Genomic DNA, 24319 nt, shown 5'->3' with positions numbered 1-24319 from the left:
GCCATGAAGCTTTTATTGAAACGGAGTTACTGGCCTACGGCCACCCATGGTGAAATTTCCCTTCAAGGGAAGTCAATTTGCCAGGTTTTGGAGGCCAGTAGGGCCCACCCATCCTTACCGTGTATTGCTGAAGGGATATACCGACTTGGTCTCCTTTATGAAGAAATGGGCGGGTGGAGTTATGGCATATGCAAGCTGAAAGGTAAGCTAGTGAGCCAGTTTTCTCCATTAAAGAAGGAAGAGGTGCCATCCAATTATATCTGTCCGGTAAGCGGCATAGAAAAAGAGGGGAAGGGAAGTTTTTCCAGACTTGCTTTTCTAAAGCTTAGGGACAGGCTCCATGAATTATTCCAATCAGAAGATGAGGTATTATTGGAAATTTATAGTGATGTAAATGAAGGCCTCAATTTGTGTATGGGTGAGGGATCATGGACGGAAGCATCTATTTGGTAGGGCTAGGAGGGCTGGTATCAGCCCTCCTTTCCATCATCGCTTATTTCCTGCACTATCTTCACAGGGATTTCAGGGCTGTTCAGGCAGCTATGCATCAACTAAAGTCAGAAGTGGGCTTTATCAAAGTGGATTTGGTCAGGTTACTAAAGGTAATGGGGCTGGAGGAGTCTGGTTCCCGTTTTGTGTCGGGTAAATAATTGTTTTCTAATATTTAAATATAATCTATGAAAAAGGAAATAATAAGAAGGTTGAAGGCTCCTACACCACCATTCTTTAAAAGGATGCAGGAAGTGGGAGCGGCAATAGTGGCTACTGCTGTTACACTCTATGGTATACCGATGAAGGTTTTAGGTAGTCTGCCAGATTATCTGTTTATAGCTGGAGTATTGATAAGTAGTATAAGTCAGCTGACGGTATCCGAAACTTCCGCTTTGAAAAATGAGGAAGATCATGGAGTGTGAAAAGCTGAAGGTCTAAGGCCGAAAGTGAAAAGCTTAAAGCTCAAGGTCTAAGGCTGAAAGAAGTAAGTCTAAAGCCGAAAGTATAAGGCCTAAGGCTCCAGGCTGAAAGAAGTAAGCCGAAAGAAGGAAGGGCGAAAGCTTAAGGCCAAATGCCAAATGCCATTAATTATTAAAAGCCATCTCATTTATTTGAGGTGGCTTTTTTTTTTAAGGAAGGTTTTTTATTTAAAACGGCGGGGCTTTTGCTTTATGTTATATTAAAGGATAATTTGCATGAAATTAATTGTTTAGATGGATATTATTTTTGTCATACTGGCTTCGTTTATCATAACCTTGATTAGTATTCCCATAGTGATCAGGTTAATGTCCAAAAGAAATTTGTTGCCATATGTTGGCCATTGATGATGGTAGAAATAATTTTTATGCTACAGATAATGAAGGCAACAGAATCAATATTGATGATGTCCCTGATAATCTTAGGCACGTAATCATAGAATCTTCACCTTTTGATAAAGACCCTGATAAGCAGAATGGACAGTTTCAAATTAATAACCAAATAGACAGTGGTGGCCCTTATCCGAGTGGTGGAAATGTGTTTTTATTTTTTACTGTGACTGATTTAGGAAGCAGTTGGATTGAGTTGAAGGTTGAGCAGTATGGCTATTATTCCTTTTATGAAGGAGGCATGAGCTTTATAAGGTCAGGGAGTTTAAAAAGCAGTACCAGACCAAAAACAACTATACCAATATTGCAGCTCCTGAAAGGTTTATTGATAACTGCAGAATTGATAAAGGAAGCTTATTAGTGAATCAATGCCAATCACAGTGAGTTGAATGGATATATAGAAATTACAAGTCCTTCTTATGGGGCTTTAACAAATGCTTGGAAAGGTGAAATTACTGGAAATGTAGTAGGTCAAACTGTAGGGACAGGAACCCATTAAATAAGGTATTATAGGAGGTCTGATATTGATTATCTAATTCAGACGGTTAATGTATTAAGTGATGGTTCTTTTACCATTGATAGCAGCTTACAGAGTGGGATTATTGTTTTAGAGCTTTATGATGTGGTCAATACTTTTGTGGTTTCTACTTGGGTAAATGATGGTAATACAATTGATAAATGGATAGACTTGGAGATTCATAAGTTTGTAACTACTGATACCGATTATAAAGAAGCTGAAATATTAGCTCCGTTTAATAATCAGTTTAGCTATGATTATACCTATAATGAAGGCTTGATTAAATACAAGCTTTATAGACCTAGTGATGATACCTATTTAGCGGAAACACCAATTAAAGCTGATTTACCTAGAGGCTATGAAATACCACCTGAAGAGGAAGATGTTTATAATTCTCCTTTTGTGGATAGAAACTATTTATATGATGCTGCTTTGAGTTTATTAAGTGCAACTGGTTTAAAGGAGTTTGAATTGGCTGATAAGATTGTAAAAGGAATCTTGGTAGCTCAATTTCTCAATGGTGCTTTTCCTTTTGGTGCAAACCATTCAAGTCCAAACTATCAATACAATGATGCTTATTTTAGAGTAGGGGCTATTGCTTGGGTGGCTTATGCTTTGGGTTTCTATTTGGAATACAGAAGAAGCCCTGAAAATAGGAGTGAGTTGGTAACAGCTATTTCTAATACCCTTAATTACATAGCTTCCTTAGAGAATAATCCAGTAGGATTGCCTACAGGAGGAAGTGGGAGGTATGAAGGAGAGGAGTTCAATCCTAATTATTCCATTGGTTGGATAAGTACAGAACATTGCATTGATTGCTATTTTGCCCTTAAGCAGGCAGGAAAGGTGTTGAAGGATTCTGTTTATAAGCATAAAGCCAATACAGTTAAGAACCTTATGCTAAATGAGCTTTGGGATGAGGCAAACCAGAGGTTTTACCAAGGTATAAGTGATGCTCAGACCAATACGAAAGATACTGCTGATGCCCTTGATTGTAACAGTTGGGGATATTTGTTTTTGGCTGCTTCTGGTGAGGCTAGGAGAGGTCAAAACCTTTTGGTTAGGTTAGAGCAGTATTATTATGTTGAGGATGTAGAAACAGGTGCAAAAGGCTATACCTTATTCGGATTAATGGGGCTATCCAAGTGCTGTAGATACAGTTTGGTTTGAAGGAAGCTTTGGTGTTGCCCTCGCTTATTGGAGAGCTAGGGATTACAGTAGATACAATCAAATAATGAGTGATCTTAAGTTGTTTGAAGAAGAGGATGGGAGTTATAGGTATGCAGTCTTAAGGGATGAGACTTATGAGATTTCCAATTATAAAAGTATTGCCAGTACAGCTTGGTTTGTAATTGCAAGTAAGTTGAAGAATGTGGTTTGGAGGTGAATGGGTTTCAAAATAATAGTGAATTATCTTTCTTATTTTAGCTAAAAACCCTTTTTTAACACTATAAAACCTGAATTTTAAGGGGATGAAATTTGTGTTTTATGGGGCTATTTTTTAAGTTTTAACTCGTTATTTTATAAAAAGATTTATAAATTGTTTAAACAAAACAAATATAGGTGGTATATTTGTAGATTAAAAGAGTGGCACTTTTCTTGATGAAAGTGTTGGTGGTCAGTAGTTTAAAAAACTAGCTATCAGAAAAACCAGTAAATTGTAAATCACAATGGAAAAAGTAATCGTTAAAACCGAAAAGAACGCAAAAATTTTCGATTACATTCAAAAAAGAGTCGAAGATAAAAAAGCAATTGTTTCTTATATTCGAGAGGGAAAAGATTTAAAAGAACTCGAAGAAAAAAGAAACATTAAGTTTGTCAAGCCTTTATAAAATAGAAAAATCAGAACAAGGGTATTCTTTTGTTACGGACAAAGGAATACCCTATGTTATTTTATTGGAAAAATCATCTTTGACTCCACCATACGGAGATTTTTTATATGATTTCTCATTTTTTTCTGTTCTGCCCAAAGAAAATAGAACAAGAGAGCAGAATGGATTTGATCCTAAAATTTGTGATACCATAGTTAAATTTCTTGAAGAGCTTTTTAATGAAGATAAAAGAAATTCAATAATTTTTATCTGTGATAGTGTTGACAGAAAGGAGCACTTTAGAAAAAAGTTATTTAATAAATGGTATGAGGAATGCTCTTTGGATAAGTTTGAGAAACTAGATTTTACTCTTTTAAATGAAGGTGAAGGATACTTTATTACAATCTATATTTCAATTGTTACTCAAAAAGTAAACCCTCATCTTGAAGAGTTGAAGGAATTTGCTGAATCAAATATGGAAGAGTTTGAAGCTTCTAAATTGGAATAGTATTAGTGTATTTATTTGTAAAAAGTAAGGATGAAAGACAGCTAAAAGGCTGTCTTTTTATTTTAGAGGAAGTGTCAATGTTAAAAAAGTACAATAAATATAGAGGGATTTAGTGTGGGAATTTGAGGTTTATTCATTCGAAAAATGGCCAAGAATTTTAGTGTCAAAATAGGAAATGTACAATTCAAATAAGTTGGATTTTTGAGAATATGATGGGAAGAAATTGGGGAATTTTGAGTAAAATTATAGAGGCGAGAAAAATTTTTTAAAAGAAAAATAAACTTTGTGACTTATTTGTGACTAGAAAAATAAAAACCCTTGCAATCAGTTGTAAGTCAATTGGTTATAAATGGGTTAAGTTGGGGGTAAGAGCAAATTCGAACTATTTAGTGGAGGATTTAGGGCTTTTGGCGGATATATGAGATCAGAATGGGTGATCAAAATTAGGGTAGTCATCTAAGCATATAATAAGTGGCTCTCCCTTTTCCCTGTTTTTTGATAAAATCTTGGTCTACCATTTCAGTGAGAATTTCGTAAGTTTTTGTGTTTTTTAAGTCCAATAGGATTGTAGCCTCTTTCCTTGAGATTTTTCCTTTTTCAAGTAAGTATAAAAGGATGGTCTGTTTTTCTTTCTCTAATCGTTCGTAATCGTTCGTAATAATGTCTTATTGATTGGTCTTGCTCAATACTACTATTCTGGGAGGATGAAGTTACCCGTGGTCGAATAAATTCAATGTCAAAATAGTCATTCTTCTCTTGGATTGTTGGGGACTGAAGCCCATAGCTTTTACAAGTGTTGATGATCCTGTTAATTCCACTTCCCCATTGCTCGATCAAACCTAGCTCCTTAAATACATTTGCGAATACTCTGTTGCGAACTTCACTGCGACCATTAAAAATATCATCCATGGTTATATTATTGGGCAAGCTACCAGGCGATACAATATTTACAATGTCATCAAAAATACCCACTTTGATATCCCTGCCTTGGTTGACATAGTCCCGATGAATAATCGCATTGACCAAAGCCTCCCTTAGGGCGACCATGGGAATTTCATATTTGTCTTCCCTGTATAGCCCTTTTATTTCGGCTTGGAGGTTGATATGGTTCAATACAAAATTTTGGGTGTTTTCAAGAGCTGTAAAAATATCCCCACTATACTCCTTCTTATCAATAAAAGTCTCCATGGTAGTTCCCTTAAACCGGGCGCATTTAATAGTACAGTGAGGGAATTTTCCTAAAATAATCATCAAGGCATTTGAAGGATATATTTTGTCATTGGAGGTTTTTATCAGCTTTAGGTTTTCTAGCTTCTCACTATTTAAGGGTTTACCAGCTTGTTTGAATTTATCAAGTAGAGGGGACAAGTCAAGTTTATTGAGTTCAAGATCGTAATATACTTCCTCATCATAGCTTATATGATGTTTTTGACGTTCAAGCTCTGCAATTGTAGTAGGATCTGCAAGACGGTTGGTAGCACCAATTCTAATATAGCATCCTTCTTCCCAACCTTTGTTTTTTAGGTAATAAGGTTTTTGGTTTCCCCGTACGACTTCAATAACCAAGACAAGTTTGTTGTCTATGTTTACACTGTAAATATCAGGAATAATCCCAGGGAAACAACTGTCAGAAATAATCGATGCGATCTTATCCTGTATTTCAAATAACATGCCCTTAAACGATCAAATTCAACAAGGAGAAAGTAAAACGCTCGAATTAAAAGAAAGCCTTCCAAAAAATGAAAGTATCGCTAAAACAATAGTGGCTTTCTCAAACACAAGTGGCGGCAAACTGATCATTGGAGTGAATGATCAATTAAGCATTGTTGGAATTGATGACACCATGGTTCTATTGTGATAGTTGTGTGGGACTTTTTGAATGGACATAGATAGGCAAATTAACCAAAAGCTTAAAGAATAATAAAGCAATCTTGATTTCTTAACTTACTATCTCACTTGAAATCTATATTATGTAATATTTTTGAAGTGATTGGCAAAATGAAAAGGTTATCAGAGAAGTTTATGGGGAATGTTGAAATCACTTATTCAGAATCAGATAAACTGATAATATTCAATGGGCTCTTTAAGGGGAGGTCAGATGTTTTCGCTGTTCGTTGGGATAAGGGAGCCAAGGGCGGATATATGCCCGCATACCATTATGATCCTTACATGTATCGGAGACATAAACTTAATGGTGGTACATTCAAAACCTATAAGGACAAAACCTATATCCCGCTAACAGACATTGAAATACAGAAACACCTTAACGGGGAACAACAAATCGGGATTTACCCGCTTTTACAGGACAATACTTCATGGTTTATTGCTGCTGATTTTGATGGGAAAAATTGGGAAGGGGAGTGCAAAAAAGTAATGGAGCTGTGTAAATCCAAAAACATTCCTTCATATCTTGAAAGATCAAGGTCCGGGAATGGAGGACATGTTTGGATATTTTTCGATAATTCTTATCCTGCGAGAAAAAGCAGAAAGATACTTATTTGTCTTCTAAAAGAATCCCGATCAATTTCTGAATTTGACAAATTTTCCAGTTTTGACCGGCTGTTTCCAAATCAGGATTATCTATCCGGGAAAGGGCTAGGGAATTTAATTGCGCTTCCGCTAAACCAAGCCGTTTTGGAGAAAGGAAATGGTGGTTTCCTGAATGATAATATGGAACCATATCAGGACCAGTGGACTTTCCTGAAATCCGTCAAAAAGATTTCAGTGGACCGATTAGATGCCTTATATGACCAATTAACATTGGTCGACCATGGATCAAGCCCCTCAGATTTCAATACTTCAAAGAAGCTGTTGATCAAACTGAGTAACAATATTCGACTCAATAAGTCTGCAATTACAACAGAGCTAACTGATTTTTTAAAGGAAGAACTGAATTTTTCCAATTCAGCCTATTTCGTAAAGAAGAAGGTTGGACGAAGCACCCATGGTACACCATCTCATTTCCGTTTGATTGATGAAACCGAAAATAAGGTTGTCATCCCCAGGGGTATTATGGGGAAGCTGGTGAGGTTTTGTACAGCCCAAAACATTCCGTTTGAATTTAAAGATGAAAGAAAACTACAACCGAAAATCTCCTTTAACACCACTTTTGAACTAAGGGAACATCAGGAGAAAGCAGTCTATGCAGCGGAAAAGAAGCAATTTGGGATTATTGTGGCCCCTCCGGGCACAGGAAAGACAATAATAGGTTTACAGATAATAGCCAATAAGAAACAACCGACACTTATTATCGTCCATCGGAAACAACTTATGGAGCAATGGCTGGAAAGGATCCAGTCTTTTATGGGATTGAGGAAGGCTGAGATAGGAAGAATTGGACAAGGGCGTGCTAAAATCGGTGAAAAAATAACCGTCGCAATGTTCCAAAGTCTGGCCAAGTTTTTGGACAAACCTGAATCAAGTGAATATTATGATGCATTCGGTACGATCATAATTGATGAATGCCACCACATATCAGCAGAGAGTTTTCGAAACAGCTTGTCTAAGCTCTCTACTTTCTACCTGTATGGGCTGACGGCGACACCATTTAGAAAGGGAAATGACGGGAGGCTCATTTTTATTTATCTGGGTGATGTAATTGCCAGTATTGATCCCAAGGAAATCAAAAACTACCGGCCTGCAACGGTGAAAGTGAGGAAGACCGCCTTGCAAGTACCGTTCAATCCAAAAACTGATAGTTTTGAGACACTTTCAAAGATTTTGGTGAAAGATTCAGCCAGAAATCAGCTCATCATCAAAGATGTAATAAAAGAGGTGAATGAAGGGGGAGGTGTAGTGGTTATTACAGAAAGAAGAGAGCATATCGCTACATTAAACTACTATTTGAAAGGGATTTTTGAAGTAATCACTTTGAGTGGGGAAGATAATGAACGTAGCCGCAAAGAGAAATGGGGTCAGATATCCAGAGGAGATTTCCAGGTCTTGATTACTACCGGACAGTTGATGGGGGAAGGTGTGGATTTGCAAAACATTTCAAGGCTGTTTTTGGTCTATCCTTTTTCTTTCAAGGGCAAACTTATCCAATATATAGGGAGGGTACAGCGCTCCGAACTGGCCCCTGTGATATATGATTATCGGGATTATTTGGTTGATTATCTTGACCGTTTGTTTTTGAAGAGGAACACCTATTATAGAAAACTTAAGAAAGAAGCCCACTTGTTTATGGATCTAAGCGAACCTGGAGAAATGAGTGCTGTCACCATCGACAAGACGGTTAAAATTGCACTGGACAAATTGGATTTCAGGTATGGCAGCATTGCCTTTAATTATCCCGTCAAAGAACTCAATACAGAAATTGAATTTGAACTGGAAAATGAATACGTCCGTCCCGAGTTGGAAGTATTAAAACCATACTTCTCCAAGTCACTAAAAATGAAGTATGCCAATGTGGAGATTTTTGTTGAATTTGAAAATGGAATGTTAGTGGCTCAAAAAGCTGAATCTGAAGACTTGGGAAAGATTAATCAAGATACCATTGAAAGTGTCAGGTTTCAGTTTGCCATCGATGAAATTAAAAATGATCCAAATCATCAAAATGACAATAGATCTACTTCTGATCTTGAAGGTTTAAGAAGAGCTGATCAATTCCCCGCCTCTCATTTTACAGAAGAGCAATTGATCAATAATCTAATTGGAGATGAAAAGTACAGGCATTTCAGACAATTGAGGTACTTGGCATCAAAACACGAAGGTTCATTGTTAAAAATAAGGTTTATATTAAAACCTTTCTCATTCGTCTTTCTATTAAAAGGTAAGAAATTTCACCATATCATTTTAGAAACCTTGGATACGGAAGAGGCTACCTATATTTGGCACACGGAAATCATGGTTAATGGAGGAGGAATTTCCCAATCCCTGCTTGGAAAAAGACTGAATGAGGTAGAATCGGACCTTCAGAATATAAAAGATAAGGGAAGACAAGCCTTTATAGAAAGCTCCCCGGAAATGTTCAGTAGGTTAAATCATGACTATTCGGATCCAAGAAAGGGATATATCCTTTGGAAGGGGCAATTGGAAGAACGGTTGGTTTAGTTTTTTCTTTTGATATAAATGTCAATTGATGTGGAAAAAAACATTTAAAAAGTGAAATTTACATGTGGTTCGACTCTCTTCAGCTAAGCTGAAGGGATTGGTCGAACTTTTAAAAAGTAGTTCGTTTTTTGAATGATATTGTTAGTAAATTGTTTTTGGTATAAATTGGCAGAGGCTCGTGAAATTATAAGGATGTAAACGTTATACTATGGTAAAATAGAGTTTTATTTATATGTTTTTGTTTTTTAAATAAAAAACGAGGTGAATTTTCACCTCGTTTTTGTGTTGTGGAGCTGCAGGGAGTCGAACCCTGGTCCAGATAGGGAAACACCGTACCGTCTACATGTTTAGTCACCTGTTGGGTTTTCGTCCCAGGGCTGCTGGATGACACAGCTACCTTTGGGCTTAGCTATTTGAATTTCGCAAGGGATTAATAGCATCTCCAATGCTAGACCTGGCAAGTCGACACCCCAGGATCAGCTCCGCCAAGTCAGAGAGCTGCGGGATGTGGCCGGGGAATCCGCCTCGGCGGGCTCAACCCTTTAAGCAGTATCAATCCCTATTGGGTTTGATTAGGCAGCCATGGCGTAATTAGATTCGCCAATTATAGATCGCATGAATTATTCACGGACGTACATGCTCCACCCGACATGCGAGCCCAGTCCTTACACCTACTGTCAAAACCGGTCAGCCCCATATTTCAAGGATGACAAAAGTAACACAAAATTCGTTCCCATTAAAGGGAATTAATATTCCATTTAAAATAAAACAGGGCAGCCACACGGCTACCCCATTTAATCCACATAATTTTTATTGCAACTGAAACTTGATAGGTAGGGCCATTTTTACCCTTACGGGCTTGCCCCTTTGTTTTCCTGGGGTCCATTTTGGGGCGTTTTGGAGTACCCGAACTGCTTCTGCATCACAGCCTGCTCCAATGCCTCTGGCTACGGTAATGTCTTGGATGGAGCCGTCTGTGTTTACTACGAAATAGAGGTAAACGGTACCACCTATGCCCATGCGTCTGGCCTGTGTGGGATATTTGAGGTGCTTGTTCAAATATTTGGCCCAGCCTTCTAAGCCGCCAGGTGGGGTGGGCATGGTTTCCACCACTTCGAATATTTCCTCTGCATTTTCCTCCACTGGTGGCGCTTCATTGATTATATATTCGGGGATCTTGACTTCTTCGGGTAGATTGATATCAAATACTTCATCGATCTTGTCCATGATCTCTTCTTCATCGGGGACTTCCTCGATTTTGGGTTGCTCCACTTTTTGGGGGAGAGGAGGCTCATGAACCGTGATGGGAATATCCAAAATTTTGTCAAAACTATCAGACTCGGTCTTAAGTTCCAAGGAATTGACCTTTTGATAGGATTTGAATTCAAAGGCGGCCAATATTAGTGCCACACTTATCAATAGACCTATATTGAAAAACAATCCATATTTCCCTCTTAGGTCTGCTTGGGGAGTTTTCTTTGCTTCCATGGTAATGCTTTATGATGGTAAATGAACTTATAATGAAGGTGCATACTGATCCCATTGTTCTAAGTGATTTACGCTACTCAGATATGAAACCAGACCTGCAAGTACCCGGGTAAGCTTTGCGCAGTCTTTTGCTCAATAAGATATTACTAATATAGAAATAATTAGTTGAAAAACTAAGTAAATAGTTTTAAAATAATTTATCAATATTTATTCGTAATGGGAGAGGAAAGGTTTACTTTTTCTGTCGATGAAAAAGTAAAGAGAAACTTGATCGTCATGATGGTTCTAGGAAGTTGGTAGGCCTTTTGAAATGGAATATAGGATTTCCGCCATTAAGACGTTTCCCCTATTTAATTTTCAGATATAGGCTGGAGGCTAAAAGGTAGTGAATCCAAGTAGGCTAGTGTATGAGCTAAGCCATTTTCTTAGCACTACCTTGAATTTTCCCAAAAATGGGATGCTCTAAAGTCCAGCATAAAGGGGCATTTAGATCAACAAGAAAAACTGTGAAAAACCAACTTTTCATTTATAAAAATTAGAAAAAGCTTTCTTTAGGTCGCAATAGATATGTTAATGTATTTATCGGATCAAGCCATATTTCTGGGGGAGCTGTTTTAAAAGAAAAGTAGATGTATTATAAATTAAGCATATCCGTATTCATCTTTATCCCTCTGTGGTTAATAAACAGCGCATATCAAAGCTAAAATAGACTGTTTTCCCCCAGCTTTTCGGCTTGGTCGGAACAGAGGAAAGTCAATAGGAGAAATGAGGGCAAAAAAAAGACTGCCAGCAATGGCAGTCTTTCAAAATTATATCTTTAAATACCGATTAGCTCAATTTGAATCGGATAGGTAGTCTCATTTTTACCCTTACTGGTCTACCTCTTTGTTTACCAGGTTCCCAAGCAGGGGCGTTTTTAACTACTCTCATGGCTTCTTCGTCGCAACCACCGCCGATTCCTCTCAAGATACCAACATCTTGGATAGATCCATCAGTGTTAACTACGAAAACCACATATACTGTACCTTCGATTCCCATTCTTCTGGCCTGAGTTGGATACTTCAGGTTTTTGCTCAAGTATTTGTTCCAACCTTCCATTCCACCTGGAGGGGTAGGCATGGTTTCCACCACATCGAAAATCTCATCAGCTTTTTCCTCAACAGGGGCATCAGCAATAACTACCTCTTTGATGACAGTTTCTTCCTGAACGTCCACGTCAAAGTTAACTTCGATCTTTTCTTCAATCTCAACTTCATCAGGGATTTCCTCGATGATAGGCTGCTCTACTGGTGGAGGCGGTGGAGGTGGCTGTTCCGTAATCGGAATATCCAATAGTTCCTCGAAATCGTCTTCCACTGTTCCCAAGTCCATCAGTTCTCCTGATTCATAAGACTTGTACTCGAAAGCAAACAGCGTAAGACCAACGCTGATCAATAGACCTAGGTTCAGGAACATGCCTGACTTTTTGGTCAAATCAGCTTTTGGTGTCTTTTTAGCTTCCATAGTTAATACTCATATAAAGGTTAATAATTCTTGCTCTATTTTAGCGATAACAATTCTAACCATTTATTTTTATTTATACAAGCTTACTTTTCTTCTTGTATAAAATATAAAAACAAAGGGTACCGATTAAGCTTCCTGTAAGATTAGCCACAATGTCCGTAAGGTCAAAGCTCCTATTAGGAGCCAATTGTTGCATCTCTTCTGCTAATATAGCAAAAATGATACCCAAAACTAAGTGATTAGTGATAAATCTTTTAGTTGGTAGGGATTCATCCTTGTCCATTATTGCCCTATTCCATAAGAATAAGAGGCCTGCAAATAAGCTGAAATGGATGATTTTGTCCAGTCCTGGTATTTTTGGGCCTTCTGGTAATTGATCCCCTGGGGACATGATCAGTAATAATAACATCACCAACCATAGCAAAGCGGGTAGCAAGCGATCGCTAAAGTAATTTTCTTTATTCACCTACCAATTCAGCGTATTCTTCAGCTGAAAGCAAGTCAGAAGGCAATTCGTTTTCAAACTTCACTTTGATCATCCATCCCTCTTCATAAGGAGATTCGTTGACCAACTCAGGAGATCCTTCCAATTCTTCATTGAATTCGATAATTTCTCCTTCCAATGGCATAAATAAGTCAGAAACAGTCTTTACTGCTTCTACTGTACCAAACACTTCTCCGGCCTCGATAGTTTCACCGACAGTTTCTACTTCTACATAAACGATGTCACCCAATTCTCTTTGGGCAAATTCAGTTACGCCGATAGTAGCTGTGTCACCTTCGATTTTAACCCATTCGTGGTCTTTTGTGTACTTTAATTCTTTTGGGAAATTCATATTCTATATTTAGGATTAATCAAAGCCAAAAATACAAGCTTTCCCCAAATGATAAAACCTATTGGCCTAAATTAAATCGTAATTGTCCGCCAAAAGCAGTGGAACTTCTTCTATAGGCTGTGGTGATTTTGGGATCATTGACGGTGCGGTCAAAGTAAAGTGAAACTTTGAGATTCTGGTTAATGATATATCCAATCGTAGGTCTAATCTGTAGATTGAGGTTACCGTTGGTAATGGTGCTGCCTTCTTCAATCTTTCTCTGCAGGGTCTGTGTATCCACAATACTGGTACTGACCCGGATTTCCAGGTCGTTGTTCAATACTTCCTGTTGGCCTTGTATTTTGAAAGGGATTTTTACTCCTGATTTGGTGTATCCTAGGTCAAATCTAAAATCATGACTGCTTTGTTCTGTTACCTGCGCATTGGAGAAGTTCAGTCCGATATTCCTTTCCGTGTTGTATTCAAAAGAAATGTTCATTCTGCTTTTGGTCAGTAAGTCTATGCCAATCAATGGTGCAAACCGCTCGGAAATGACCACCTGGTTGAAAATATAAACTGGAATATAACTGCCAAATTCATCCGTTATGCTGGCCATGGGGTAATGTTGCAGGCTATTGTATAATTCAAGGCCCGATTGGTACAATAATGAATTGGAGAAATTACTTACATCATAGGCAGAAGTGTAATTATGCGTAAGGTTAATGGAACTAAAATGTTCTTGGAACAAAGGTAACCTGGAAAGGCCTCTGTATTCCAATCTCCAATTGGGCAGCGGGAATTTAGGGAAAGGATTGAGGTCGATCTCTTCTGCAGACTTACCCGAGTATGCCGCTAAGAAGGAAGGCACCAGGACATCTTGCCCATTGAGATTATATTCTCCTCCTGGGTTCAAAGTCTCTAGCCTTGACTTGATGATGGGTCTGTAATCCTCAAAATTGCTGAATAATGGGGAGTTGTTCTGATCATCATTTTTTGCAAAGGCCGTTTTAATGATATTATAGCTAATGCTATAGGCTCCAAGGCGGTTAGGGTTGATGGAAGCATATTCCTCTTCTAATTCACTGTTGCGCCTAAATATTTCAGCATATTGCCCCGTTTCCCGTTTTCGTAAATCCAAGGTGATGCGTAAATCCTTAATAGGCTCCAAAATTGCATTCAACCTAAGGTCTTTGACCTGGTTTTGACGGAAAGTTTGCGTCAGCTCTGTACTAGGAGCCAAGAGTCCTTGGTTGGCCAAATCGTATCGAATATCAGCATTTTGGCTACCGAAAATAAAGCCCAAGCCTGGATTCATAAAGCTCCTGTCCAATCCAAATAAGCTGGTATTTTCCATATAACCGGGTAGGAAAGTACCTTCTGTAATGCTGTAGCGACCAGAGACTTCTTTAAGCATCATGGCAAACTTCAGAAAACCATTTAAGAAACCATCTGTATTAATGGTGTCCTGAGGCTGTTTCTGTCCAGGAATGGATGGCCTTTTGGGGGTGTTGAGTACCCGGAGCTTGGTGACCTTATTGTACAGTTTTATCATGTCCAATTTACCTGTAAAGGTTCGGTCCCTAGTGTTTTGAATGACATTCCCCAGGGTGTCTTTTTGTCCTATGGATCCTGTCATCCAGCTGTATGTCGCCTCGTAGCGGAAATCAGTGCTGATCCAATCAAGAATAGGTACTTTTTCGGTTGGGATATGATAATTGGCCACTAAGGAATGGTTATAATTAGTGGTCCTGCCAAAATTCCTCAGGTTATGCCGTACAGAATCCCTTTTGGCCTCTGTGTCCAGATCTCCTTCTGGTTCGTCCACCAATGCGTTTACCCTTGCCGTATAGTCAAAGGATAGGTTATTGGTCAGGTCCCAATTGAGGCTATAAAAGCGATTGATATAATAGCTTTTTTGGAATAATGGCGCCACATTTTCAGTGGTAAGCTGATCATTTCTATACTGTGTACGCATAAACCGCCTGTCCATGTCAATTCTAGCCGTCATCAATGTCGGGGCCAAGTTTATATTGAAGTCCTTGATCAATTGCAGGTAAGGACTGCTTATTTTTTCTGAGCCTTTAAAAGGTTCTATGAGTACAGGTTCAGGAGCATAACTATAGGCGATATTTCCTTTATAGGTTTCAAAAGTATAATCCTGGGTATTGATATTACTTTGTTTTACCAAGCCATAGGCATATGAAAAGGAGAAATTGGAGAGGTCATAAATTTTGTTTTTTTCATTGTCCTCTCCTTTGATTTTACGCACATTGGTAAAGCTGATATTTCTTCTTTTTACTTGGTCAAGCACCAAGTCTTTATAGGCTTCCCTTTCAGCATCTGTCCTGAATTTGGATAGGGCCAGTTCAAAAGGAACATCAGGGTTCAAGGGGTCATACTGAGGCTTTGTAGTTGCATTTTCCATGCTGACATACATGGGTATGCTAACGCTCAATGCCTCTGGTAATAAGCGGTCTACCTGCACATTGGCAGAAATGTCATATTGGGTGCTGGATTCCCTGGATCTCTGGGATAATCTGGTTTCCAATCCTCCAAAACCAAATGTATTGTGCCTGATGGTAGAAGAGATGGTGGCCACATCTGCAATTTGTGCGTTTAATCTTGCATTGGCAGCCCAGCCAGAAGATTTGTTGAAGTCGACTACACGCAATTCATTGGCCCATACACAGATGGATTTACTGGCCCCACCTGTAGAAGAAGGGTTTCTTACTCCGATCATCAAGCCTTGGACATAGTTTAATTCAGGTCGTCCCACAACCGTGACCTTATACTGTCTGACTTGGGCAGTATAAGGCAGATTTTGTGGGGATTGGCTATTGTCCCTTTCTGATTTTACCCCTACAATTTCATCAATGCCAATATTGATTTCATTCAACTCAGGCCAAATTTGCTGAGGATCCCGGGTGCCAGTGGGGGTGATGTGCAGTGGAACTTCTATTTCATAATAGTTATCTGTATAGTCCGTGCCTAATCTTAAGAAAGCACTTAATTCCCCATCTTCAGCATCTTCGCTGTCTGCATGGAAGAACATCTTTAAGCGGCCATATTGGACCAGATCCAAGTTGACATTTTTAAATACGGCCCTGGCATCCCTGGCCTGAAGATTATCAATACATAAACGTAAAGATTGCTCATTCAGTCTTCTTTCTACAGTAGAGGTATTGTCCCTGTCTCTGATGATGCCTGGAGGAAGTACGTAAGGGCTTTGGTTAGGGCCTCCCTGGCTGTTTTCTTCAATATTTACCACGCCCACTGTGAGATTGGAAACATCAGGTTCTGGCACCTCAAAAAGCCCCCTTTCGTAAAGGGATTCCTGGAAGGTTCTCCATTGGCTTCCTACCATTTGGAACTTGGCCATTCTTAATACCACGGGCTGTTCGAAATCTGTCAGGTAGGTTCTGATAAAACGCATGGACTTGAAACCTGTAATGTCCCCCTGGACATTGTCAGGTTGGCGAACAGGAATTCGGAACAGGTACCAGTTGACTTCATCACCATTTTCATTATGGGTCACCTTGTCCACAATATTGTTTTGGCCTACCACCAATTGACCTGGGCGAAGGTCTACCTCGTATTCATAGTAATTTTCTATTTCATTGATGGTATTGTCATTGTTCAGGTCTTCATTGTCCGGTTTGTTGGAGCCAGAAGGGGTATAGGCCAAATTAGAATTGGTGTTGATAGGCGTATTATTTTCCAGCCCATTGAACCGTTTATACCTTTCCAAGATTTTTACGTCATTTTGGTCCAGTTCATCACCCAAATAATATTGGAATTTGTCTGCAGAAGGGTCTGCTTCAATTTCGGCATAGACGTCCGGGTCCACATTGAGACGGCTGAGGAAACGGTCGGCAAAATAGTCCACTTCGTCTTCACTGCTGAGACCATCCAGGCCTACATCTTGGTTGGGACGTGCTTCTGGGGAATTGTCAAAACCAGGTGTAAGGTACTGCTGGCTGGTTACACGGCCCCATTCATTTTCAGTGGTCGCTGCAGGGTCACCATCAGCAGGAAGGCCATTTTCAAAAGCATGTCTGCTGTCTTTCATCACATCCTCGGAGATTTCTCCAAGGTTAATCATCAGTTTACCACCTGTAGTATTGTTTTCATTGAAAATTCCATCTAGCACGCGGCCGTTTTCTCCAGAGATAAAGGGATCCATCAGCCAAAATTCAATGTATTCAATATTGGTTCTGTCAAAATCTACATCAGAGGTGATGGCACGGGTAATCCCGCCATAATTCTCTTCTGGATTGGTAAGAAGTCCCCGCCGATCCAAATTAGGGTTATAATTGTACATCCCTCTTTCGTGAGGAAAATAGGCCAACTCAAATAGCGGTTCCGGCGTGACAATCACATCCCTGTCTCTTTGCGGGAATATTTCCTGAGGAATGACCCTTCTGACATAATGGTTTTGTCGGTCTTCTGAATTGATGTTTCCGGGGACACCTTGGCCACTTTCCCGATAGAATACATTGTCGATATTGTACCAAGCTAAGCGGGCTCTTCGGTAGGTATTGCCCAAACGGTCTTCAGTCTGCATGCTTAGGTCAAAGCGGTCATTCTCGGTACGGGGAGTGGCAGAAAGGTTCCAGTTTTGGGAGGAACCGCCTAGGCTAAAAGGTGTGACGGCCGTTTCAAAATCATCAATATACGAGGCACCTTCTCCATTTACTTCATTGGAGGTGCCAGGGATCAGTTGGGCAAATTCACCATTAAAGGTGATCAGGGACTTTTCCTTGGTGTCTGTAAAAGGTAGCGCATCGGCCAGTTTGGTCAACCACCTGGACTCATCACTATAATTCATATCCAGTCCCCAAAGGCTATTTTTAATGGTTTCACTTCCTGTGCTGATCCTAGTGATATTGGGTCTTTCATTTAAATACAGAAAGGTTCCTCCGATATTGAATTTATCATTGAACAAATAGTCAAAACGGGTGCCCAATAAGCTTCTTGTCTGGAAGGAAACAAGGTCCGCTTTTTCGAAACTAATGGATATACGTTTACCGGATGAAAGTATACCTTCATTAATAATGACCACCCTGCCAATATTATAATCCACCGTGTAGTCGACGCCCTCAGTTAATGGAATATTGCCGGCCCTTACCAAAACAGAGCCTTCGGAAATATTCAGACCTGGCAGCATGATTTCTGAAGAAGATCCAGCAGTCAAACTGCCTTTTAAATAGTATTTGTTCAGTCTAGTGACCAATTCCGCATCCGCTTTGGTGGTGCGGTACAGGGTGTCATATACAAATTTATTCTTGAGGCTTTCTTCGTTGGGAAGGAAATTCTCACTGAGGGTCTGTCCGAATGGTTCCAGAACAGGGAAAATCAACATGCCCTTTTCGGGGAGAATGGTCAGGCCTGGTACAAAATCAAAATTGCCATCTGGCTGAGGGTCATTTTGAGGGTTCAGGTTATCCAATTTCATCAGCCTGATCAAAGGCACATCCTTTACCTGCTCTCCTTCCAATAGGCTAGGGTTATCCAGTCCGGTTCGGTCATCCCGGTAGATCACCTGTAATTGGAAGCCACTTTGTTGGATTTGGTTGGCATTGAAATTATAGATGTTTTTCATCATCAAATCCCAGGTAGGGACATTGACGTTGATCCTTGCGGGGCGCAATAATTTCAGAAATAAAACATCCGATTCATCCCTGTTTTGGTAGTCTTCAGACATTTCACCCACTTTGTAAGACTGTCCATTATAAGTGTATTCAAAGGATACCGCGACTACCTCATCATTTTGTAATTTTCTGTTTAGGCTTAAGTAGCCTAATTCCTTATGGAAGGTATATTCGTTTTCAGCAAGTTTTCTGGCACCATTGACTTGGGAGAAATCAGTTCCCTTCACGAGGTTAAGGTCGTTTTCTATGGCAGTGGAAGCATTGTCATAAGGCCTGAAGGATGGGTTTGAGGTCAGGGTTTTGAAAAGTTGGTTGGCATCATTGCTGGCAGGACTACCAGGTACACCTGATCCTATATTGGGATTTTCAGGTTTATAGATCCTCTGGCCTTCTCCCAGGTCCATAAAGGCTACAAAATTCCTTAAGGTTTCCGTATTGTTGGCCCTGTTCATGATATAAACTTCCACGCGGGTGACATTTACACCAGAGAGGATTTGAGGTAAGCCTCTTAGCCATCTTTCATAGTTTTCCCTAAAGAAATGGGCCAAAAAGAAGTGGCGGTTATCATCATATTCAGAGGCCCTAATTTCAAAAGGTCTACCTTGACCACCGCCCTCGATGACGATTTCATCTCTTCGTCCTCTTTGGGTGGAGGCGACAGAAGTCATGAACAGTTTGCCAAACTGCAATTGGGTTTTGACTCCGAAAAGGTTCTGTGCTCCTTGTATTAGGCTGTTTTGGACGGGCATGCTTACATTCCCGATTTCTATACTTTTGACAATATCTTCCTCGAAGCCCCTGTATTCGACTTTTAACTGATTTTCAAAGTCAAAGGAATTATTGCTGTCAAAATTGGCATTGATCTGCATTTTTTGTCCAAGGCTACCATTGACGCTCATCTGTATCTGCTGGTCAAAGTTGAAACCACCATTTTGCTGCTGCCTGATGGGGATGGAGGGGTTATCTATCCTTCTGAAAATCCCGCCAAAGTCAAGATTGACATATCCGGTAGGGGTAATGTTGATTTCACTCCCTCCAAAGAGCCTGTCAAAGGTTGGGCTCATGGTGATGGGGGGGATCAGTCCTCTTCCACTGACGGCACTTTCTCCATACATACCTCTGGACCTGTTCCTCCAGTATTCCTGACGCATGCGTAGTTCTTGGATCTTTGAAAATTCTTCAAAATCAAAATAATAGCCTGGGGCAATATCTGTGGAATCCAATTCATCATAGACTTTATAATGGATTGTAGAGTCCATTTGTACTTCCACCTGTTCCTGTGTTGGTCCCGTCTGGTAAAAGGGGGACTGACGATTTTGGAATGGTGTTTGATTTGGAAATAGCGGATTGGTCTCAAAATTATCCCAGAGCAAGAAGGAAGGCAAAGTCCTTCTTTTGTCTAGGGAATCGACCAAATTGGGTACAGTATCCTGAACGACATTTTGAGCGGTTGTCTCGTTAGAAAACAAGAAAATCGCCGTTAACAACAAGGTAATTGTTGTATAAAAGTGATATAGCTTATTGGTTGAGAAAAAGTAATGTCTCACTGTAGTCAAACTTGAATAAATTAAGTTGACCTTAAAGATGCTTTAATTAATTCTTCCAAAGAAATTTCTTTGCCGCTTTTTTTCAAAATTGTATTGATATTTTTTTCTGCTACAGCCTTGGTGAAGCCCAAGGTTAAAAGAGCCTGTAAAGCTTCTTCTTTGATGGCATGGTTTGGTTGGACAAAGCCAGCAGTAATGGCAGCGGAGGTTTCTATGCCTTCTTTTTGGATTTTATCCTTAAGTTCCAACACAATCCTTTGGGCCGTTTTGGCTCCGACACCTTTAACCCTTTGAATGGTTTTGTGGTCATCATGGAGAATAGCTGTGCCCAACTCTTCCACATTTAATGAGGATAAAATCATCAATCCTGTATTGGGACCTACTCCACTGATGGAAATTAATAGCAAAAAAAGTTTTTTTTCCTGCTCTTCTTTAAAGCCAAAAAGGGTATGGGCATCTTCTTTGATATGCAAATGAGTGAGGAGCATTATCTGCTCCTCATCTTTTATCTGAGAATAGGTGTTCAAGGATATTTTGACATGATAACCTATCCCGTTAATATCAATGACCACATAGGTGGGGTCTTTGGTAACTAGTTTTCCTTTTAAATAATCTATCATACTTTTTCGTGACTTTGGGCATCCACCACTGCAATGGCAACCATATTGACAATTTCCCTAATAGAACTGCCCAGCTGTAAGATATGCACTGGTTTGTTCATTCCCAAAAGAATTGGGCCGATAGCTTCTGCATTGCCAATTCCTGCTACCAGTTTATAGGCAATGTTTCCAGAGCTCAAGTTAGGAAAGATCAAAGTATTGGCTTTTTTGCTTGCTAGGGCGCTGAAAGGATAATTTTCCTGTTGGATTTCTTCACTTAATGCCACATTGCCCTGCATTTCCCCTTCAATGACCAAGTCAGGGAATTTAGCTTTTGCCTTGGCAGTAGCCAAAGCCGTTTTAGTTGGCGTATTACCTTTTGCTGAGCCAAAATTGGAGTAGGAGAGTACTGCTACCCTTGGTTCCAAATCAAAGAACCGTACAGCATCAGCAGTCAACCCGATGATTTCTACCATTTGATCCACAGTAGGGTTGACGTTTACTGTCGTGTCAGCAAAGAAGAAAGGTCCTTTGTCAGAATTCATAATATACATCCCCGCTACACGGTCGACATCCTTTTTCACGCCTATTACGTGAAGGGCAGGAAGGATAGTCTTTGGGTAATCCTTGGTCAAACCTGAAATTAAGGCATCTGCTTCGCCAAGCTCCACCATCATGGCTCCGAAGTAATTCCGGTCCCGCATTAGTTTTTGGCCTTCAAAGGGCGTTAAGCCTTTACGCTTACGCTTATCATATAGGATTTTTCCATAGCGTTCCAATCTTTCAGGATCTTCAAATGGATCAATAATGGAAACATTGTCCAGTTCCAGAGAATTTTCTTCGATCAGCTTCATGATGGTTTCCCGGTTACCAAGGAGTATTGGTTCACCAATTTTTTCATCAATAATAAGCTGAGCAGCTTTAAGGATTTTACGGTTGTCCGCTTCAGCAAACACCACACGTTTTGGATTCTTCTTGGCTCTGGAAATTACCCTGGACATCAATCGCTGGTCAATGCCGATTCTTTCCTGTAGTTCCAGTTCATAGGCTTCCCAATCCGTAATAGGGTTTTGGGCAACACCGGTGTCCATGGCAGCTTTGGCCACGGCAGGGGCAATGGTTGTGATCAGTCTTGGGTCCAGAGGTTTGGGAATGAGGTATTTTCTTCCAAATCCCAGCTGGTCATCTCCATAGGCTTTATTGACAATATCTGGTACGGGCTCCTTGGCCAATTTTGCAATGGCATGGGCCGTGGCCAATTTCATTTCTTCATTGATTCCTGTGGCCCTTACATCCAAGGCACCCCGGAAAATATAGGGAAAGCCCAAAACATTATTTACCTGATTGGGATAATCAGATCTACCTGTTGCCATGATCAAATCTTCTCTGGTAGAAGTTGCTAGGTCATAGGCGATTTCAGGATTAGGGTTGGCCAAGGCAAATACAATGGGGTTTTCGGCCATTAATTTGATATGTTCTGGGGAAACTATATTTCCGGCAGAAAGCCCTAGAAATACATCAGCGCCTTTCATAACATCGGCAAGATTGTGAAGGTCATTACCTGCATAAGCAAATTCTCTTCTAATATCATCTAGGTCTTCTCTGTCTACAGTAATCACCCCGTCTTTATCGACCATGACCAGATTTTCCTTTTTTACCCCTAGGGATACGTAAAATCTTGTACATGAAATGGCCGCTGCTCCAGCCCCCAGGACGACAAGCTTAATATCTTCAATTTTCTTGTCGACAATTTCCAGGGCATTGAGCAGTGCCGCACCGGAAATAATAGCCGTGCCATGCTGGTCATCGTGCATGACTGGGATTTTCATTTCTTTTTTAAGGGCTTGCTCTATTTCAAAACATTCAGGAGCTTTGATATCTTCCAGATTTACCCCGCCAAAAGTAGGCTCTAATGATTTAATGATCTGGATAAGGTTTTTTGGGTCTTTTTCATCAATTTCAATGTCGAAAACATCGATACCGGCAAATTTTTTAAAAAGTACTCCTTTCCCTTCCATTACTGGTTTACCTGCTTCAGGTCCAATATCCCCAAGGCCGAGGACAGCAGTTCCATTGGAAATTACAGCTACCAAATTGCCCTTAGCGGTGTATTTATAGACATTTTCCTTTTGAGCGGCAATTTCTAAACAGGGTTCAGCTACACCTGGAGAGTAAGCTAGCGCCAGGTCCATCTGGCTAGATAAAGGTTTGGTGGGAACTACTTCGATTTTTCCCGGACTACCTTGGCTATGATACCCAAGTGCGTCTTCTTTTCTGATTTTTATCGCCATGCTAAGCTATATGTTGGATTTATTATTGAGCAGCTTCCGGGAATTTAGTGGCCAATAGTATGGTCTCTATTTCCCTCAAGGCTGATTTGTGGGTTTCATTTGGATAATAGAGGAAGCCTTCCATATAGTATAGTTTTCCTCTTTTTTGGTCCACTACAATATAAGAAAGAAATGAGCCTCCCATGCTAATATTATTGGTTCTCCATTGTCCTCGAATTTCTAGGGCGTACTTTCCATCGACTTTGATATCCCTAAAGGAAGGAATGATGGTTGTTTCAGTTTTAAGATAAGAATTAGGTTTGTCAGGATCACCAAAAATTCTGTCTTTCAAAATTTGATCGCGGAATGGAATGATATTTTCAGGGAATACTTGCTCTTCTGAAGTATAGTCTGTTTCATAAAAAAAGAGGCTGATATCTGCTCTTTGGGTATTGGGGGTAGGTTGTCTCAGCCACATGAAATTATCTTCTTCCTTAACGAATTGATAGGAGGCTGGGATAGACAGATCAAGGTTGAATTTCTCTTTGGCTTTTTGTTCTGCGGCCCCATTTCTGCGATTCAAGATAGCAGTGCTCAGTCTGTTTCTTTCTCTTACTTCAAATAGGTTTTGTAATTTACCTTTGTTTTTCTGAAGATTTCTGACTAATTCTTCTTCAGTGTTTCCAAATAAATAGATTACCTCTTGGCCTTGGGCAAATTCATCCTCATTCCTTATCATGAATAGTGATTCATCTTCCATGGCCTTTTCCTTGGACTGCGGACTGAACTGCGCGTTGATCATTCTGCTGCCCGGTTTATTGTCATCAAAGGTGGTGACATATACTATATTAAAGGCCATCTTTAGAATCCTGGTCATGGTCCTAGGATCAACTTTCCTAATATCAAAAATGCTTTCTTCCCTTACCAATCCTTTGATGTCTTCCTCGAATACATTTTCCAAGGCATCCTTTAAAGGCCCCTTGTATTTTAGGGAGTCGATGACCAGTAGTATTTCTCCATGTCCTCCTCGAGCTTTGGGTTTGTTACTTCCTGATTCACTCTTAAGGTCGTCACAACTGGAAATAAGGGCGATAAATAGTAGAGCTGAGGCTAATATTAATATTCTTTTCGTAGGCATTTTTTGAATGATTTGGTTAAGGACTGATTACAATTTATAAAAATATGTGAGAGCGAAAAAGC

General features: G+C 39.9%; 19 protein-coding genes and 1 other RNA gene. 10 read left to right on the top strand and 10 right to left on the bottom strand.

The genetic code is table 11. From position 1 onward, the window contains the following. Positions 1–3: 3 nt before the first annotated feature. The 8 genes from KZP23_RS21675 to KZP23_RS21640 all read left to right on the top strand — a co-directional run bounded on the left by KZP23_RS21675 (position 4) and on the right by KZP23_RS21640 (position 4194). Entirely contained in the window at positions 4–453 is a 450-nt protein-coding gene (locus KZP23_RS21675; protein WP_226333899.1) for a DUF5675 family protein, read from the top strand. Further along, a complete protein-coding gene (locus KZP23_RS21670; RefSeq protein WP_226333898.1) occupies positions 429–650 on the top strand; it encodes a hypothetical protein in 222 nt (73 codons plus the stop codon). Before KZP23_RS21675 ends, KZP23_RS21670 begins: the two co-directional genes overlap by 25 nt. A gap of 27 nt (positions 651–677) precedes the next feature. Beyond that, positions 678–914, top strand: a complete 237-nt coding sequence (locus tag KZP23_RS21665) for a hypothetical protein (RefSeq protein ID WP_226333897.1) — start codon at positions 678–680, stop codon at positions 912–914. Between the two features lie 388 nt (positions 915–1302). Beyond that, on the top strand, positions 1303–1719 hold the full coding sequence (locus tag KZP23_RS21660; RefSeq protein WP_226333896.1) for a hypothetical protein: 417 nt from the start codon (positions 1303–1305) through the stop codon (positions 1717–1719). 261 nt (positions 1720–1980) lie between these two features. Beyond that, a complete protein-coding gene (locus KZP23_RS21655) occupies positions 1981–3045 on the top strand; it encodes a hypothetical protein (RefSeq protein ID WP_226333895.1) in 1065 nt (354 codons plus the stop codon). A gap of 64 nt (positions 3046–3109) precedes the next feature. Beyond that, a complete protein-coding gene (locus KZP23_RS21650; RefSeq protein ID WP_226333894.1) occupies positions 3110–3262 on the top strand; it encodes a hypothetical protein in 153 nt (50 codons plus the stop codon). A 283-nt stretch (positions 3263–3545) separates the two neighbouring features. After that, on the top strand, positions 3546–3707 hold the full coding sequence (locus tag KZP23_RS21645; RefSeq protein ID WP_226333893.1) for a hypothetical protein: 162 nt from the start codon (positions 3546–3548) through the stop codon (positions 3705–3707). After that, entirely contained in the window at positions 3691–4194 is a 504-nt protein-coding gene (locus tag KZP23_RS21640; RefSeq protein ID WP_226333892.1) for a DUF6169 family protein, read from the top strand. Before KZP23_RS21645 ends, KZP23_RS21640 begins: the two co-directional genes overlap by 17 nt. A 597-nt stretch (positions 4195–4791) precedes the next feature. Here the strand turns inward: KZP23_RS21640 and KZP23_RS21635 are convergent. Beyond that, positions 4792–5865 (bottom strand): ATP-binding protein, encoded by a 1074-nt coding sequence (locus KZP23_RS21635; protein WP_226333891.1) that lies wholly within the window; start codon positions 5863–5865, stop codon positions 4792–4794. On the opposite strand from KZP23_RS21635, the gene KZP23_RS21630 reads away from it, so the two are divergent. Further along, on the top strand, positions 5864–6052 hold the full coding sequence (locus tag KZP23_RS21630; protein WP_226333890.1) for an AlbA family DNA-binding domain-containing protein: 189 nt from the start codon (positions 5864–5866) through the stop codon (positions 6050–6052). The genes KZP23_RS21635 and KZP23_RS21630 overlap by 2 nt on opposite strands. Positions 6053–6192: 140 nt before the next feature. After that, on the top strand, positions 6193–9246 hold the full coding sequence (locus KZP23_RS21625) for a TOTE conflict system archaeo-eukaryotic primase domain-containing protein (RefSeq protein ID WP_226333889.1): 3054 nt from the start codon (positions 6193–6195) through the stop codon (positions 9244–9246). A gap of 285 nt (positions 9247–9531) precedes the next feature. On the opposite strand, the gene ssrA is transcribed toward KZP23_RS21625, so the two are convergent. The 9 genes from ssrA to KZP23_RS21580 form a co-directional block, all read right to left on the bottom strand. Next, positions 9532–9941, bottom strand: a transfer-messenger RNA (tmRNA) gene (ssrA, locus tag KZP23_RS21620). 115 nt (positions 9942–10056) lie between these two features. Further along, complete coding sequence (locus KZP23_RS21615; protein WP_226333888.1) at positions 10057–10734, bottom strand: energy transducer TonB; 678 nt, start codon at positions 10732–10734, stop codon at positions 10057–10059. 828 nt (positions 10735–11562) lie between these two features. Continuing rightward, entirely contained in the window at positions 11563–12237 is a 675-nt protein-coding gene (locus tag KZP23_RS21610; protein ID WP_226333887.1) for an energy transducer TonB, read from the bottom strand. Positions 12238–12310: 73 nt separating this feature from the next. Then, positions 12311–12703, bottom strand: coding sequence for a VanZ family protein (locus KZP23_RS21605; protein WP_226333886.1), 393 nt, complete (start codon positions 12701–12703; stop codon positions 12311–12313). Continuing rightward, the gene (gene gcvH, locus KZP23_RS21600; RefSeq protein WP_226333885.1) at positions 12696–13073 is read right to left on the bottom strand and encodes a glycine cleavage system protein GcvH; all 378 of its coding nucleotides are present in this window, start codon (positions 13071–13073) and stop codon (positions 12696–12698) included. The genes KZP23_RS21605 and gcvH overlap by 8 nt, the downstream gene beginning before the upstream one ends. 58 nt (positions 13074–13131) lie before the next feature. After that, a complete protein-coding gene (sov, locus tag KZP23_RS21595; RefSeq protein WP_226333884.1) occupies positions 13132–20172 on the bottom strand; it encodes a T9SS outer membrane translocon Sov/SprA in 7041 nt (2346 codons plus the stop codon). A gap of 98 nt (positions 20173–20270) precedes the next feature. Beyond that, entirely contained in the window at positions 20271–20870 is a 600-nt protein-coding gene (gene ruvA, locus KZP23_RS21590; protein WP_226333883.1) for a Holliday junction branch migration protein RuvA, read from the bottom strand. Next, entirely contained in the window at positions 20867–23140 is a 2274-nt protein-coding gene (locus tag KZP23_RS21585; protein WP_226333882.1) for an NADP-dependent malic enzyme, read from the bottom strand. The genes ruvA and KZP23_RS21585 overlap by 4 nt, the downstream gene beginning before the upstream one ends. A 22-nt stretch (positions 23141–23162) precedes the next feature. Further along, positions 23163–24257: a DUF4837 family protein gene (locus KZP23_RS21580; RefSeq protein ID WP_226333881.1), complete on the bottom strand. Its 1095-nt coding sequence runs from the start codon at positions 24255–24257 to the stop codon at positions 23163–23165. Between the last annotated feature and the right edge of the window lie 62 nt (positions 24258–24319).

The organism is Echinicola marina (assembly GCF_020463795.1).
Taxonomy (GTDB): domain Bacteria; phylum Bacteroidota; class Bacteroidia; order Cytophagales; family Cyclobacteriaceae; genus Echinicola; species Echinicola marina.
The sequence above is the reverse complement of the archived record's forward strand: the minus strand, read 5'-3'. Positions and strand labels throughout refer to the sequence as shown.

Coding starts and splice junctions, on each gene's coding strand:
- KZP23_RS21675 (WP_226333899.1), top strand. CDS start 4: ATGAAGCTTTTATTGAAACGGAGTTACTGGCCTACGGCCACCCATGGT.
- KZP23_RS21670 (WP_226333898.1), top strand. CDS start 429: ATGGACGGAAGCATCTATTTGGTAGGGCTAGGAGGGCTGGTATCAGCC.
- KZP23_RS21665 (WP_226333897.1), top strand. CDS start 678: ATGAAAAAGGAAATAATAAGAAGGTTGAAGGCTCCTACACCACCATTC.
- KZP23_RS21660 (WP_226333896.1), top strand. CDS start 1,303: ATGTTGGCCATTGATGATGGTAGAAATAATTTTTATGCTACAGATAAT.
- KZP23_RS21650 (WP_226333894.1), top strand. CDS start 3,110: ATGAGTGATCTTAAGTTGTTTGAAGAAGAGGATGGGAGTTATAGGTAT.
- KZP23_RS21645 (WP_226333893.1), top strand. CDS start 3,546: ATGGAAAAAGTAATCGTTAAAACCGAAAAGAACGCAAAAATTTTCGAT.
- KZP23_RS21630 (WP_226333890.1), top strand. CDS start 5,864: ATGCCCTTAAACGATCAAATTCAACAAGGAGAAAGTAAAACGCTCGAA.
- KZP23_RS21635 (WP_226333891.1), bottom strand. CDS start 5,865: ATGTTATTTGAAATACAGGATAAGATCGCATCGATTATTTCTGACAGT.
- KZP23_RS21625 (WP_226333889.1), top strand. CDS start 6,193: ATGAAAAGGTTATCAGAGAAGTTTATGGGGAATGTTGAAATCACTTAT.
- KZP23_RS21615 (WP_226333888.1), bottom strand. CDS start 10,734: ATGGAAGCAAAGAAAACTCCCCAAGCAGACCTAAGAGGGAAATATGGA.
- KZP23_RS21610 (WP_226333887.1), bottom strand. CDS start 12,237: ATGGAAGCTAAAAAGACACCAAAAGCTGATTTGACCAAAAAGTCAGGC.
- gcvH (WP_226333885.1), bottom strand. CDS start 13,073: ATGAATTTCCCAAAAGAATTAAAGTACACAAAAGACCACGAATGGGTT.
- ruvA (WP_226333883.1), bottom strand. CDS start 20,870: ATGATAGATTATTTAAAAGGAAAACTAGTTACCAAAGACCCCACCTAT.
- KZP23_RS21585 (WP_226333882.1), bottom strand. CDS start 23,140: ATGGCGATAAAAATCAGAAAAGAAGACGCACTTGGGTATCATAGCCAA.
- KZP23_RS21580 (WP_226333881.1), bottom strand. CDS start 24,257: ATGCCTACGAAAAGAATATTAATATTAGCCTCAGCTCTACTATTTATC.